Origin of the sequence: Flavobacterium difficile (assembly GCF_011392115.1) — a bacterium.
In the GTDB taxonomy this organism is placed as follows: Bacteria; Bacteroidota; Bacteroidia; order Flavobacteriales; family Flavobacteriaceae; genus Flavobacterium; species Flavobacterium difficile.
In genome coordinates, this window is sequence record NZ_JAAJBT010000012.1 from 1 (window position 1) to 15,634 (window position 15,634).

Sequence of the window (15,634 nt, forward strand, 5' to 3'; positions counted from 1 at the left end):
GTAAGTAAATGCCGTTAAATTGGTTTCTCCCCAACTTTGAGCTGTACCAGTTCCCGTTTCAAAAGTTGTCCAACCGGTGGGAGGAAATGTTGCGCCTTCAAAGTTTTCAGTTAATTGTCCGAAAACATTTAAACCAGCGAACATAAATAATAATAAAAGTAGTTTTTTCATTATAGTTTGTAGTGATTAATTAATATCTTTAACTACACAAAAATATAAATAATAAGTAAGTACAGCATTTATATCGACAAAATGTAAGTTTTCATCGACAAAAAGCCTAATTTAACTAAATAATTTTCTTTAAATTTGTAAAAAAATCTGAGTTTTGAATACAAAAAAAATATACTTTGCTTCCGACCAACATTTAGGTGCGCCAACACAAGAATTAAGCTTTCCAAGAGAGCAAAAATTTGTACAATGGTTAGATGAAGTAAAACAAAATGCGGAAGCTATTTTTTTACTTGGCGATTTATTTGATTTTTGGTTCGAATATAAAACAGTTGTCCCTAAAGGTTTTGTTAGAGTTTTAGGCAAATTAGCTGAAATAAAAGACTCTGGAATTCCGATTTATTTTTTTGTTGGTAACCACGATTTATGGATGAGTGATTATTTTGAAAAAGAATTGAACATTCCAGTATATCACGATAATAAAGACTTTACTTTCAACGGAAAAACCTTTTTAATTGGTCATGGTGACGGAAAAGGACCTGGCGACATGGGTTACAAGCGCATGAAAAAAGTATTTACTAACCCGTTCTTCAAAGGATTATTTCGTTGGTTACACCCAGACATTGGTGTGCGTTTGGCGCAGTATTTATCTGTTAAAAACAAATTGATTTCTGGTGCAGATGATGTGCATTTTTTAGGTGAAGATAACGAATGGTTGGTGCAATATTGCAAACGCAAATTAGAAACCCAACACTATAATTTTTTTGTTTTCGGACACCGTCATTTGCCGATGGAAATTCAATTAACCGAAGAATCAAAATATATTAACTTAGGGGATTGGATTGGGTATTTCACCTATGGCGTTTTTGATGGTGAACAATTTGAATTAAAAAAATACGAATAACCAAATTTCTTCTGAAACGAAAATTTACGTTAGGGATGGAAGCGGCATCCTTTTTAATTTGACTGCCAAAAAGCAAGGCAAATTAAAAAGATATAGCGTACAGCCCGAACTTCGTTGCAAAAAAAAATGTGTTTTTAAACTAAATGCCTGCAACGAGGTAACGCCCAAAAATTTACTTTTCTATTTCTAAATCTCTGAATTTTGGAGACACTACAGCGGTGGTTCCTACTACTAGTAAAGTCATAATTCCACCAAAAACTACAGCGTTTACCACACCAAATAGTTTAGAAGTTAGACCACTTTCGAAAGCTCCCAATTCGTTAGATGAACCTACAAAAATAGAATTTACAGAGGAAACGCGACCACGCATGTCGTCTGGTGTATAAATTTGAAGAATGGTAGAACGAATCACTACAGAAAAACCATCGGTAACGCCACTTAAGAATAATGCTATTACGGAAATCCAAAAGTTTTGAGACAAACCAAATACAATTATACAAATTCCGAAACCGAAAACAGCTAATAATAATTTTTTTCCTGTGTTTTTTTCAATGGAAAACATAGTCGAAGCCAACATAGTAAGTAGGCCCCCAATAGCTGGTGCGGCACGTAAAATTCCGAAACCTTCTGAACCTACTTTTAAAATATCTTGTGCGAAAATGGGTAATAAAGCTACTGCTCCACCAAATAAAACCGCAAACATATCAATAGAAAGTGCGTTTAAAATGATTTTATTTTGAAACACGAATTGGATACCTGCTTTTAAACTTTCCATTACAGGCTCGCCAATTTTTTTATTTAAGATGGGTTTTTTGCTGATTTGTAGCAACATGAAAATCCCTGCAACTATAGAAAGGGTTACAAAAATCATAGCATTAAACACACCAATTCCACCAATTAAAAAACCCGCTAAAGCTGGACCAATTACCGCAGAAACTTGCCAAGAGGAACTACTCCAAGTAGCCGCATTTGTGAATTCTGATTTTGGCACTATTAAACCCAACAAACTAAAAACAGAAGGAATAATAAACGAACGAATGATTCCGCCTAAAAATACTAAAGCATAAATAGCATATAAAAAAGGTTGCGTTCCAATTTTGGAAGCGGTTTCTGGATGTACCAAATAACAAAACAAAATACTGATTACTGCCGTACCTAAAAAGCATTTTAATAACATATTCCTTTTCTCGGATTGATCTACAATATGACCTGCAAACAAAGCCATAACTATAGCTGGAATCACTTCCATTAAACCAATCAAACCAAGCGACCAAGGATTTTTAGTAATACGATATACTTCCCATTCAATCAATACAAACTGCATAGACCAAGCTAAAACTATAGCCAATCGCATCAGGATAAACCAACGAAATTCTGGGATTTTTAAGGAAGAGAAAGGGTCTTTTTTTGTCATAATTCTTAACCGCGAAGATTTTCGCAAAGATCGCAAAGTTTTTGTTATTTAACACTTATTTTACTTGGTTCTTTTTACTTGGCTCTTTTTACTTTTTACTTGGCTCTTTTTACTTGGCTCTTTATACTTTTTACTTGGCTCTTTATACTTTTTACTTGGCTCTTTATACTTTTTACTTGGCTCTTATATCTCGTAATTGCAATTGTAAACTTACGTTTCCGTTCCATTCGTTTTCTTCAACAACATACACAGCATCAAAAGGTTGTTTGTTTTTTACAAGGTTAATTTTCTTACCTAATCCGAAACCGATTGCATTAAAATTTGGCGAATGATTTTGTTTAACAAAAACCTTTAAATGTTCCGAATCGTTACCTAGAGTTTTGGCATAACCTGAATCGACGATATTTTTTGACATAAAAACAGGTGTCATATTTTCGGGTCCGAATGGTTCAAATTGTTTTAGAATACGCATAAATTTTTCATTTATATCTGAAAAATCAAGTTCTAAATCGACTGCAATTTCTGGAATTAATAAATCGGGATGAATCGTGTTTTTCACTACCTTTTCAAACGCCTCTTTAAAATTCTGATAATTTTCTTCTTTTAAAGTCATGCCAGCTGCGTACATATGTCCGCCAAACTGCACCAAATGTTCTGAACAGGCTTCTAAAGCATTATATACATCAAAATCTTTAACCGAACGTGCAGAAGCTGCCAATTTATCACCGCTTTTTGTAAAAACAATGGTTGGGCGATAATAATTTTCGACTAACCGAGACGCGACAATTCCGATGACACCTTTGTGCCAATTTTCTTGATAAACTACTGTTGAAAAGCGTTCTGTTTCGTTATTCTCTTCAATTTGGAGTAAAGCTTCTTTGGTAATTTGCTTGTCTAAATCTTTTCGATCCGAATTATAACCTTCGATTTCCGAGGCAAATTGTTCAGCTTGTTCTAAATTGTATTCCGTTAAAAGTGCTACGGCTTCGTTTCCGTGTTTGACTCTTCCTGCTGCGTTAATTCTGGGCGCAACGATAAAAACCACATCGGTAATGGTTAACACTTTCTTTTTTACATTTTGAATAAGCGCTTTAATTCCTGGTCGTGGATTTGTATTAATGACTTCCAAACCAAATTTGGCCAAAACACGATTTTCTCCAGTAATGGGAACAATATCTGCTGCTATGGCGGTAGCGACTAAATCTAAATACGGCACCAAATCTAAAATAGTTTGGTTTCTGTTTTCAGCTAGCGCTTGAATCAATTTAAATCCGACACCGCAACCACATAATTCGTCATAAGGATACGAACAATCAGAACGTTTTGGATCTAAAACTGCAATCGCTTCTGGTAACGAATCTCCTGGACGGTGGTGGTCGCAAATGATAAAATCGATATTTTTGGCTTTCGCATAATTGACGTGATCTAAAGATTTTATGCCGCAATCTAGTGCGATAATTAAAGAAACATCGTTGTCTTCTGCGTAATCAATCCCAATGTACGAAATTCCGTATCCTTCATTATATCGGTCGGGAATATACGTGGCGACATTTGGATAATAACTTCTTAAATAACTTGAAACTAAAGAAACAGCTGTGGTTCCATCGACATCGTAATCCCCAAAAACTAGAATGTTTTCGTTGTTGGCAATGGCTTTTTCGATACGAGAAACCGCTTTGTCCATATCTTTCATCAAATACGGATTGTGCAAATCTTCCAAAGTGGGACGGAAAAATGTTTTGGCTTGTTCGAAGGTTTCAATGCCTCTTTGAACTAATAAAGTAGCTATAGTTTCATCTACGGAAAGGACATTTTGTAAGGCTTGTACTTTTTCTTTTTCTGGCTTTGATTTGATGGTCCAACGCATAGTAATTTTGGATTTACGAGTTACGATTTATGAATTTTGGCGAATAGTTTAGATTTGTAAATATATTGAAATTTTTATTTAACCGCAAAGGTCGCAAAGATTGCACAAGTTTGACAAGGATTTTTAACTTATCCCTTTTGCCTTTTCACTTTTCACTTTTTACTTGGCTCTTTTTACTTGGTTCTTTTTACTTGACTCTTTTCACTTGGCTCTTTTTACTTTTTACTTGGCTCTTTTCACTTAGCTCTTAACGCCTCACCTTCAAATTGAATGCCTTCCCAACCAAAAATCATAAAATTTCTAATATTTTGATGATCTGTGGCGTCAGGAGTGTTTAATACATCTTGATAGAAATCGCCGAATAATGTTAAGGTTTCTTCTTTGGTTAACTGCTGTAATTGTGCGAAAGCAAAAATTTTACATGAACCGTTGTTTTCACCCGCGTTATTAATTTGATTCCCGTTTTTGAAAGTCGTTGGTGTGAACGAATAATTTTCATCGATATGAGCGATGGTTTCTGGGAACGATTTTTTGTTTAGTAAGTTTTGCATGACTTTAATACATATTTTTAATTATTTTTCTAACCTTAAATAAATTTCTCTAATTTGAAATTCTCATTTCCCTACTGTATACTAAAAACTGAACACTGAATACTATTTTACAGATTTCCCACCCACAACCACAACAATTTCACCTTTTGGTGGTTTGGCTTCAAAGTGTTTTAAGACTTCTTCTGCAGTTCCGCGAATGGTTTCTTCATGTAGTTTGGATATTTCTCTGGAAACAGAAACCGGTCTGTCCGCGCCAAAATACTGAATGAATTCAGTTAAGGTTTTGACTAATTTATGTGGCGAAACATATAAAATCATAGTACGTGTTTCTTCGGCTAAAGCCAAATAACGCGTTTGTCTACCTTTTTTATCAGGTAAAAAACCTTCGAAAATAAATTTATCGTTAGGCAAACCACTATTTACCAAAGCGGGTACAAAAGCTGTCGCACCAGGTAAACAATCGACTTCAATTCCGTTTTCAACGCAAGCGCGAGTTAACAAAAAACCTGGATCTGAAATCGCTGGCGTTCCTGCATCGGAAATTAAAGCAATCGTTTCGCCACCTTTTAAACGGGCAATTAAATTTTCTACCGTTTTATGCTCGTTATGCATGTGGTGACTGTGCATGTGCGTAGAAATTTCGAAATGCTTTAGTAATTTGCCGCTGGTTCGCGTGTCTTCTGCTAATATTAAATCGGCTTCTTTTAATACACGAATGGCACGAAACGTCATGTCATCTAAATTACCAATGGGTGTAGGAACTATATATAATTTGCTCATAAAAAACACAGATTACACAAATTTTCACAGATTATTTTTCGTGTTAATCTGTGAAATCAGTGTTCATTTATTTAAATTTATTTTCAACAATATCTAGAAACATTTTTTCAAACTGTTCTTTTCCTACCCAATTGTTATAATCTGGTTTTACAAAATCTAACACAAAAGATTTCGCTTCGTCCCAATTGGTAAAAGTGTTTAATTGAGAAATTACACGTTGTAAATCGTCGCCATTTCCTGCGAATAAGTTTTTCTCAAAAGCAATTTTATCATTCAATCCTAACGTTATAGCTTTTCCGGTTGGAATAGGTTCTGGTTTAGGTTCTTCTTTGATTTCAGCTACAACTTCTTCTTTTTTAACTGCCTCAACCTTTACAGGTTCTTCTTTCACCACTTCTGGCTGAACGGCTTCAAAAACAGGTTCTTTAATTAAGTCTTCAATAATCGGTTCGTCTTTTTTTACAAACATTGTGGCTTGATAATCGTGCACCAAAATATCATCCATAGAAATTTGTTTCGAAACTTTCGTTCCTATAATTTCTGAATTCGAAGTAATTTCTTTCTTTTCTTCTTTAACCTCTACTACTGTTTCTACAATCGCTTCTTCTTTCACTTCTTTTGCAGGAAACACTTCATGAGAAATCGAATTATTCTCGAAAAGTTCTTCTTTAATTTGTGCGATATATTCTTTAGATGCCATGCCTACTTCAACTTCTTCATTTCCTGGGAAAGCTTCATGTGAAATGTTGTTTTTCTCAAAAAGTTCTTCTTCAATATGGGCAATGTGTTCTTTAGAAGCCATTTCCATCATTACTTCATCTTCATCTTCTTCCACTTCAATAGTTCCAACCACAATTTTCGCTACTTTTTCTTCAAAAACAGCTTCAGAAAATTCTTCATTTACTAACGCTGTATGGGCTTCATAAAACTTCAACAACGTTAATTGTTCATACAGTTTTTTCACTTCTTCATGTAATTGAACCGTTTCTGTATGGCTTTTTAACTTTAATAAACGGTGCGCTATGCTAATTAATTCGCCTTCAATTTTTTTCTTCATAACTTTTTGTTTGTGTTGAACGTTTATAGCGGTGATTTTTATATTTTTGTTACCATTACAAAGGTAAAAGAAAAAACGTGTTTCTGTTGTTGAAACAATTATTTTTAATTGATTTTTTTCAACACAGATTTGCGAAATTTTCACAAATCAAACGTTTCATCTGAGTTAATCTGTGGAATCTGTGTTTGTATTACCCTTCACTGATAGTTAATTAATTTTGATTTAAAAAAGAAGATGTTTTTAGAAAATACGGTAAATCAGGAAGAACAATTTGGTTGGATAGAGGTTATTTGCGGTTCGATGTTTTCGGGTAAAACGGAAGAGTTGATTCGCCGACTTAAACGCGCTCAATTTGCTAAACAAAAAGTAGAAATTTTTAAGCCTGCGATAGATACCCGTTATGATGATGAAATGGTGGTTTCGCATAACAAAAACGAAATCCGCTCTACTCCTGTTCCAGCATCTGAAAACATTAGAATTTTAGCACAAGGTTGCGATGTAGTAGGTATTGATGAAGCGCAGTTTTTTGATGATGAAATTGTAAACGTTTGTAATGAACTCGCTAATAATGGCATTCGTGTTATTGTAGCCGGTTTAGACATGGATTTTAAAGGCAATCCATTCGGACCGATGCCTGCTTTAATGGCAACTGCCGAATATGTTACGAAAGTGCACGCCGTTTGTACCCGAACAGGAAATTTAGCCCATTATAGTTTTAGAAAATCAGCTGATGAAAAATTAGTCATGTTGGGTGAAACGGAAGAATACGAACCTTTGAGCAGAGCCGCCTATTACAAAGCGATGCGTGAAGAAAAAGAAGAGTAAATAATATATTGTAAAAATCAAAGTATTTTTATAAATTTGATTAAAAGTTGGTTATGAATATTGAAGCAAGAAAATTATCGCTAATTCAAGAATTACTGTCTATACAGAATGAAAGTTTTATTGTTAAATTGGAAAAACTAATTAACAAAGAAAAAAAGACAGTTGAAAACGATTTCAAACCTTTTACAATTGAGGAATTTAACAAACGTATTGATAAATCTCTTGACGATTTTAAAAATGGGAGAACAATAAACCATGACGATTTAATAAAAGAAATTGAAACATGGGAATAGTGATAATCTGGTCTGAATTTGCTAATTCTCAATTAAAATTCATTTTTAAATATTACAAAACCAAAGTGTCACTTCAAACTGCAAAAAAAATAACTTCAGAAATCTTAAAAGAAGTTACAAAATTAAAATTTCATACAGATTTAGGACAAAAAGAAGAATTACTAATTTCTAAACCTGAAAATTACAGATATTTGGTCAAAGGGAATTACAAAATAATTTACAGATTTGACGAAAAGAATAATACTATTCGGGTAATAGATATTTTTGATTGTAGACAAAACCCAGTAAAAATACAGCAATCAAAATAATTCAGATGAAAATAACCTCAACAATATTAACTTCAGCTTATTTAAACTTTTCAGATTCAACTGTTGAATTTGATCATATTTCTATAGACAGTAGAAGTTTACAAAACGGAAATTCTACTTTATTTTTCTGTTTAAAAGGACAAAATAACGACGCTCATAGTTACATTGAGAGTTTAATTGAAAAAGGAGTTCAGTATTTTATTGTGGAATATGTTCCAGAAAAAGTGGCTGGTAAAGCCCAATTTTGTATCGTAGAAAATACCACAAATGCTTTACAAAATTTAGCAAAATCGTATAAAAACCAATTCCAAATTGAAACCATTGGCATTACCGGAAGTAATGGAAAAACCATTGTAAAAGAATGGCTGAACTTTTTATTGAGTCCGGATTATTCTGTGGTTCGAAGTCCGAAAAGTTTCAATTCGCAAGTGGGAGTGCCATTATCGATTTTCGGGATTAATGAAAACCATACGTTAGGGATTTTTGAAGCGGGAATTTCATTAAAAGGCGAAATGCAAAAGTTGGCAGAAATGATTCAACCGAATATTGGAATTTTTACTCATTTAGGCGATGCCCATCAAGAAGGTTTTACTACCGTTGAAGAAAAAATTATTGAAAAATGCCAATTGTTTGATAATGCTGAAATTGTAATTTTAGAGAAAAACGATTGGATAGAAAAACATATCAAAGTTCCTACATTTACGTGGAGTTTTGAAGATACAAAAGCTGCTATTTTTATTTTATCGAAAGTCAAAAACAACTTAAAAACCACTTTAGAAATTCAGTTCGAAAACGATACTTTTAAAGTTACCCTTCCGTTTACAGATGACATTTCTATTGAAAATGCGATAACTTGTATAGCAACTTTATCTTATTTAAAAACAGATATTTCAGTAATAAAAGAACGAATTTCCAAACTATACAACATAGAAATTCGTTTACAAGCCAAAAAAGGAATTAACAATTGTTTATTAATAGATGATAGTTTCTCAAGCGATTACCAATCATTAAAAATTGCGTTAGACTTTTTAGAACAGCAAAAATTACATCAGAAAAAAACCATTATTTTATCGGATATTTTTCAGAGCGGATTAAATGTTAAAGAACTTTATAGTAACGTTATTAAACTGTTACAACAAAATAATATTACTCAAATTATTACTATAGGTGAAGTAATTGGAAACTATTTTCAAGACTTACCACAGGTTATATCATTTGCCAATACGAATGCGTTTTTACAACAATTCAATACCGATTCATTTAATAATGAAACCATTTTAATTAAAGGCGCTAGGAGTTTTAATTTTGACGAAATTGTCGTTTTATTAGAAGAAAAAGTACACGAAACGGTTTTAGAAATCAATTTAGACGCGCTAACTACCAATTATAATTTTTACAAGCAAAAGTTAAACAATGCTACTAAAATTATGGTGATGGTAAAAGCTTTTGGTTATGGAAATGGCGGTTATGAAATTGCGAAACAACTTGCCCATTTAAAAACGGATTATTTAGGTGTGGCTTTCGCCGATGAAGGAATTGCGTTACGAAAAGCTGGAATTACCACGCCAATTATGGTTTTGAATCCGGAAATTAGCAGTTATAAAGCGATGATAGCGTATCATTTAGAGCCTGAAATGTACTCTATTTCTGGTTTAGCCTCTTTTATCGATTTGGCGAAAGAAAAAAACCTCCATGCCTACCCAATTCATTTGAAAATAGATACTGGAATGCATCGTTTAGGCTTTGAAAAAGAACATGTTTCTGAACTAATTTCATTGTTACAACACAACAATTTTGTAAAAGTAACGAGTATCTTTTCGCACTTGGCTGCTACTGATAATTTAGATTTTAGAGATTTTACATTGCAACAAATTGAGCTGTTCGAATCGATTTCTATGCAAATTTCAACTGCTTTAAATATCCAACCTATCCGACATATTTTAAATACTTCTGGCATATTTAATTTTTCGGAATACCAATATGAAATGGTTCGCTTAGGTATTGGGATTTATGGAGTAGGCAATTCGGAAGAAGAACAAAATGCCTTAGAAAATGTGAGCACCTTAAAAAGCATCATTTCACAAATTAGAACCGTAAATCCGAATGACAGCATTGGCTACAGTCGAAAATTTATGGTAAAAAAACAAATGCGAATTGCCACAATCCCAATAGGATATGCAGACGGAATAAGACGCGCTTGGGGTAATGAAAAAGGATTTGTAACTATCCACAACCAAAAAGCAACTATTTTAGGTAATATTTGCATGGATATGTTAATGGTAGATGTTACAAACATTTCTTGTGAAGAAAGAGAAGAAGTAATCATTTTTGGCGAAAACCCACATGTTACAGATATTGCAGCCATTTGCAATACTATTCCTTATGAAATTTTAACTAGTATTTCCCAACGTGTTAAGAGAATTTTTTATAAAAACTAAAAATTATGTTAAAATTTTTTTAACTTCGTCATAAATAAACTAAAATTAACTTAAAAATTAAAACTATGGGAATGTTATCAGAATTTAAAGATTTTATTGCGAAAGGCAATGTAATGGACTTAGCAGTCGGAGTTATAATTGGTGGTGCTTTTAGTGGAATTGTAACTTCTTTAGTTGCAGATGTAATCACACCTGCATTGTTAAATCCTGCATTAAAAGCAGCACAAGTTGAAAACCTAAAAGACTTAAAAACAGATGGCGGAATTTTATATGGTAATTTTTTAGCATCTATCATTAGTTTCTTAGTTATTTCATTTGTTATCTTCTTATTAGTAAAAGGAATTAATGGAATGAAAAAGAAAGAAGAAGCTGCACCAGCTGCACCAGCAGGTCCATCTCAAGAAGAATTATTGACACAAATTAGAGATTTATTAAAAAAATAATCTTTAATTAAAATAATTTTAAGAAATCCGAGGGCAGTTTTGTTTTCGGATTTTTTTGTTTGATGGCTACACAAATTAGGCAGATTTATATCAGATTATTATTTTGTTATTTTTCACTCAGACTAAAAGGAATGTATTGGCACACTTTTCTGAACTGTGCCATTTTGTAATTGTTTTTTCACGAAGATTGAAAGGATTAAAAGAATTTTTACATGTTTTGCGAAATCTTTGTGTGCTTTGTAGTTGTTTTTTATACAGATTAAAAACAAAAAAGCAACCTCAACGAAGAGATTGCTTTTTTTGAAATTTATTTTTTATTAGTGTTTTGTAGTAAAATCATGTTCATTCACATCTTTATGATCATAATCTGCAATCATTAAAGCATCATAATCATTGGTTTGTTTTTTACCAAACTTCACTACTAATCTTTCCATGATATCGTACACTACTGGAACAATTACTAAGGTTAAGAACAACGAACTCACTAATCCACCAATAATAACCCATGCTAATCCGTTTTTCCATTCAGCACCTGCTCCAGATGCAATAGCAATTGGCAACATACCAAACACCATGGCAATGGTTGTCATTAAAATCGGACGAAGACGCGCATGATTGGCCTGTAATAGGGCATTTCTAACAGATTCACCCGCAGCTCTTCTCTGGTTGGTAAAGTCGACAATCATAATTGCATTTTTACAAACCAATCCAATCAGCATAATAATTCCTAAAATTGTAAATATATTTAAAGTGTTGTTTGTTAAAGCTAAAGCCAACATTGCACCAATAAACGATAACGGAATAGAAAATAGTACCACAAACGGATGTACAAAACTATCGTATAAAGATACCATTACCAGATAAACTAAAATAATAGCTGCTAATAAGGCAAATCCTAATGTTCCAAAACCTTCACTTTGATTTTCTTGATCGCCACCCCACAAATAATTTACACCTGTTGGTTTTTCCATTTTTTGTAATTCTGTTTCTAATTGTGCCACAACGGTACCAACTGGAACTCCAACAGTTTGACCTTTTACTGTAACCGAAGCAGTTTTATCTCTTCTCTCCAACTGACTTGGTCCGGAACCTTCTTTGATTGTTGCAAATTGAGACAATTTAATTTGTTGTCCCATATTGTTCACAAAAACTAAATTACTAACATCATCTACACTTTTTCTATCGAAACTATTGTATTTGATATTGATGTCATATTCGTATTCACCCGCTCTAAATTTACCGTCTGTATTTCCTGAATATGCAGTTTGCATGGTTAAACCAACCGTTTGTAAACTTAAACCTAAAGCCGCCATTTTATCTCTATCAACTTGTACGTTAATTTCAGGATTCCCGCTTTCTACCGATAATTTAATTTCAGTCGCACCAGGAATTTGAAGTAACTTGGCTTCCGCAGCTTTTGCAAATTGCATGGCGCTTTCTAACGAAGTTCCTGTAACTACTAATGCAATTGGTGATTCTTCTGCGGTTCCTAAAATACTTACAGGAACTGTTTTGACTTTAGCACCTAACAAAACTTTTTCCAATTGACGTTTCATTTTTGCTGCATACACATAAGAATCGTCTTCTCTTTGATTTTTAGGGACCATTTTCACATTTATCTCCGCTTTGTAAGCTGTAGCTTGTGTTCCTGAAAACCCTTCACTAGTTTGACCAACCGTTGTAATTAAACTTTTAACATCTTCTTGTGTATTTAAAAAAGCTTCTGCTTTTTGTGCCATAAAGTTACTTTGTTCTAAAGAAGCATCTTTTGGTAACTCAATTTGCACCAGAAATTCTCCTCGATCTGTTTTTGCGAAAAATTCTCCACCAATAAATCCTCCGCCCAATAAACCAATTGTAGAAGCGAAAAATAGCAACACAACTACTAACATCGATATTCTCTTGTGATCTAAACACCAAGTTAATAAATTAGTGATATAATTGGTAAACTTCGTTAATTGCGATTCAAATGCTAAAATGATTCTTCCAAAAACATTTTTCCCTTCAATATGTTCTAATTTTCCGTAACGTGAAAACAACCAAGGAACTATTGTAAAAGAAGCCAATAATGACAGTAAAGTAGAAATAATAACGGTAACACAAAACTGAGTAATAATGTTCGATACTAAACCTGTACTCATTGCAATTGGTAAAAATACTACTACAATTACTAAAGTAATAGAAGTTACTGTTCCACCAATTTCAGCTGTTCCATCATATGCGGCACGAACTTTATTTTTACCCATTTCCATATGCCTATAAATGTTTTCTAACACCACAATGGCATCATCAACAAGAATACCTACTACTAATGATAAACCTAATAAGCTCATTAAGTTTAACGTATATCCTAAATAGAATATTCCGATAAATGTTGCAATTAATGAAGCAGGAATAGATACCATAACAATTAATGAATTTCTAATACTATGTAAGAAAAACAACATCACTAAGGCTACTAAAATTACAGCAATTAATAAATCGTGAATAACAGAATCGGCTGCTTCTAAGGTGAAAACTGTACTATCATTTGCAATATTCAGTTGTAATCCGATTTTATCATATGCTTTTTCTAAAGCTGAAACATTTTTCAAAACCTCTTCACTTACAGCAACAGCATTAGCATCAGACTGTTTCACTATTTGTAAAATAATAGCACTCTTACTATTGATTCGTGCAGTTTTTTCAGCAGTTTTTTGTGTATCCTGAACATCTGCTATATCACCTAAACGCACTTGAATTCCATTAGAAGAAGATACAACAAGTTTTCTTAATTCGTCAACTGATTTATATTTACCCGCTAAACGAATTAATATTTTTTGTTCTCTAGTTTGAATATTTCCCGTTGGAAAATCAAGGTTAGAAGACAAAATCATCTGTTGCACTTGTGGTATAGAAATCCCATAACCTTGCATTTTAGCGGCATTTAACTGAACTTGAATTTCTCTTTCTTGTCCACCAATAATATTTACTTGAGCCACACCATTAACACGAGATAAAACGGGTGCGATTTTTTTATCGATCAAGTCGTAAAACTCCACTTCATCCATTTTACCATTAGCTCCAATAGTCATGATTGGTAAATCACTCAGGGAGAATTTACTTAATGAAGGAGTTTTGGCATCTTCAGGTAAGTCACTAATAATAGCATTTATTTTTCGTTGCGCATCATTTAAAGCTATATCAGAATTGGCTTTACTATTTAATGCAATTGAAACAGTTGATAAGCTTTCGTAAGATCTAGAATCAATTTTCTTGATATTTTCAAGAGATGCAACAGCGTCTTCTATTTTTTTAGTTACCGTATTTTCTACTTCACTTGGAGAAGCTCCTGGGTAAATGGTAGCAACTGTAATTACATTTTGATCAAATTTAGGAATCAGTTCATAGCCTAAATTAGAATAACTGAACAGTCCTCCTAAAATTAGAATCGTAAAGAGTACAATTACCAACGAAGGACGTTTTATAGATATTTCTGCTAATTTCATATGTTTTTATTTAAAGATTTTAAGAAATCTTATTTAATAATTTCTAATTTAGTTCCTTCCGCAATATTTAATTGTCCTGTTACAACAACCTGGTCGCCATTATTTAAACCTTTTATAATTTCAACCTGATCGCCTAAAATTCTTCCTGAAGTAACGTTTTTAAGAACAGCAACACCATTTTCGTTCACGAAAACTTGATTACTACTTACTCCGCCTACGAAAGCATTTCTTGGCACAATCATTAAATTTTGTTTTTGTTGATTTGATGCAAATTGAGCTGTTCCATACATTCCTGCTTTTAAGTCGTTCGAGGCATTATTTGAAATTTCAATTTCTACAGGAAAGTTTAAACTTGAATCTGCTTTTGGAGCGATAAACGTAATTTTTCCTGAAAATGTTTTATCTGGAAATATATTTGAAGTCACTTGAATTGTGTTACCCAATTTTAAACCTGCTATTTGAGATTCGTTAGCTGAAACTTTCAATTTTAATTTAGAAACATTCACAATTTCAAACATTTGTGTTGGAGGCATTCCGCTTAAAATAGAACCTGGTTCGATAAATCTTTTATTAATAATCCCGCTAATTGGCGCTTTCAAACGAGTATCTCCTACGTTAATTTTTGCCTGAGTTAAACGAGCTTTAGCATTAATCATATTTTGTTTGGCTAAATCTACCTGTTGTTTTGTTACACCACCAGTTTGATAAGCATTTTCAAATCTGTTAAAGTCAGCAAGTGCGGTTTGGTAAGCTGCATTTGCGGTTTGAGCTTCTACATTAATAACATCACTTCTAACAATGGCGATAGTTTGTCCTACACTTACACGGTCGCCTTCTTTTACTAAAACCTGAATTACTTTACCAGATTTTTCAGCACAAACTGTTAATTCTTGAATCGGTTCAAAATTTCCGTTTGAACTGAAATCTAGAGACATTTCTTGTGTTTTTACTTCTGCAACTTTAACTGATACTGTTGGATTTTTTTCTGCTACAACAGCTACTTTAGCTGCGTTTTCTTTTTTATTATTTAGTAATGTAAATGCAATTAAAGCTATCGCACCTAAAACAACTATTATCGTTATGATATTTTTTTTCATG

Annotated in this window: 13 protein-coding genes; 6 read left to right on the forward strand and 7 right to left on the reverse strand. The window is 33.0% G+C overall.

Annotation, left to right across the window (positions count from 1 at the left end):
* Positions 1-325 precede the first annotated feature (325 nt).
* On the forward strand, positions 326-1,072 hold the full coding sequence (locus G4D72_RS12990) for a UDP-2,3-diacylglucosamine diphosphatase (RefSeq protein WP_166078164.1): 747 nt from the start codon (positions 326-328) through the stop codon (positions 1,070-1,072).
* A gap of 172 nt (positions 1,073-1,244) precedes the next feature.
* On the opposite strand, the gene G4D72_RS12995 is transcribed toward G4D72_RS12990, so the two are convergent.
* From G4D72_RS12995 to G4D72_RS13015, 5 genes are all read right to left on the reverse strand, one after another.
* The gene (locus G4D72_RS12995) at positions 1,245-2,486 is read right to left on the reverse strand and encodes an MFS transporter (RefSeq protein ID WP_166078166.1); all 1,242 of its coding nucleotides are present in this window, start codon (positions 2,484-2,486) and stop codon (positions 1,245-1,247) included.
* A gap of 172 nt (positions 2,487-2,658) precedes the next feature.
* A complete protein-coding gene (recJ, locus tag G4D72_RS13000) occupies positions 2,659-4,353 on the reverse strand; it encodes a single-stranded-DNA-specific exonuclease RecJ (protein ID WP_166078167.1) in 1,695 nt (564 codons plus the stop codon).
* Positions 4,354-4,589: 236 nt separating this feature from the next.
* Positions 4,590-4,904, reverse strand: coding sequence for a HopJ type III effector protein (locus tag G4D72_RS13005; RefSeq protein WP_166078168.1), 315 nt, complete (start codon positions 4,902-4,904; stop codon positions 4,590-4,592).
* A gap of 102 nt (positions 4,905-5,006) precedes the next feature.
* Positions 5,007-5,684, reverse strand: a complete 678-nt coding sequence (gene rsmI / locus G4D72_RS13010) for a 16S rRNA (cytidine(1402)-2'-O)-methyltransferase (RefSeq protein ID WP_166078169.1) — start codon at positions 5,682-5,684, stop codon at positions 5,007-5,009.
* 67 nt (positions 5,685-5,751) lie between these two features.
* The gene (locus G4D72_RS13015) at positions 5,752-6,741 is read right to left on the reverse strand and encodes a hypothetical protein (RefSeq protein WP_166078170.1); all 990 of its coding nucleotides are present in this window, start codon (positions 6,739-6,741) and stop codon (positions 5,752-5,754) included.
* 234 nt (positions 6,742-6,975) lie between these two features.
* Between G4D72_RS13015 and G4D72_RS13020 the strand changes: the two genes are divergently transcribed.
* The 5 genes from G4D72_RS13020 to mscL all read left to right on the forward strand — a co-directional run bounded on the left by G4D72_RS13020 (position 6,976) and on the right by mscL (position 11,048).
* A complete protein-coding gene (locus G4D72_RS13020; RefSeq protein ID WP_166078171.1) occupies positions 6,976-7,566 on the forward strand; it encodes a thymidine kinase in 591 nt (196 codons plus the stop codon).
* Positions 7,567-7,619: 53 nt separating this feature from the next.
* Positions 7,620-7,859 (forward strand): hypothetical protein, encoded by a 240-nt coding sequence (locus G4D72_RS13025; protein ID WP_166078172.1) that lies wholly within the window; start codon positions 7,620-7,622, stop codon positions 7,857-7,859.
* Positions 7,850-8,167, forward strand: a complete 318-nt coding sequence (locus G4D72_RS13030) for a type II toxin-antitoxin system RelE/ParE family toxin (RefSeq protein WP_166078173.1) — start codon at positions 7,850-7,852, stop codon at positions 8,165-8,167. The genes G4D72_RS13025 and G4D72_RS13030 overlap by 10 nt, the downstream gene beginning before the upstream one ends.
* Positions 8,168-8,172: 5 nt before the next feature.
* Positions 8,173-10,605, forward strand: a complete 2,433-nt coding sequence (locus tag G4D72_RS13035; RefSeq protein WP_166078174.1) for a bifunctional UDP-N-acetylmuramoyl-tripeptide:D-alanyl-D-alanine ligase/alanine racemase — start codon at positions 8,173-8,175, stop codon at positions 10,603-10,605.
* A gap of 65 nt (positions 10,606-10,670) precedes the next feature.
* Positions 10,671-11,048 (forward strand): large conductance mechanosensitive channel protein MscL, encoded by a 378-nt coding sequence (gene mscL, locus G4D72_RS13040; RefSeq protein ID WP_166078175.1) that lies wholly within the window; start codon positions 10,671-10,673, stop codon positions 11,046-11,048.
* Between the two features lie 317 nt (positions 11,049-11,365).
* Here the strand turns inward: mscL and G4D72_RS13045 are convergent, their stop codons facing one another.
* Both G4D72_RS13045 and G4D72_RS13050 read right to left on the reverse strand, forming a co-directional pair.
* Positions 11,366-14,536 (reverse strand): efflux RND transporter permease subunit, encoded by a 3,171-nt coding sequence (locus G4D72_RS13045; protein WP_166078176.1) that lies wholly within the window; start codon positions 14,534-14,536, stop codon positions 11,366-11,368.
* A gap of 29 nt (positions 14,537-14,565) precedes the next feature.
* Positions 14,566-15,633 carry an efflux RND transporter periplasmic adaptor subunit gene (locus tag G4D72_RS13050; protein WP_166078177.1) on the reverse strand — a complete coding sequence of 356 codons (1,068 nt, stop codon included), beginning with the start codon at positions 15,631-15,633 and terminating at the stop codon, positions 14,566-14,568.
* Between the last annotated feature and the right edge of the window lies 1 nt (position 15,634).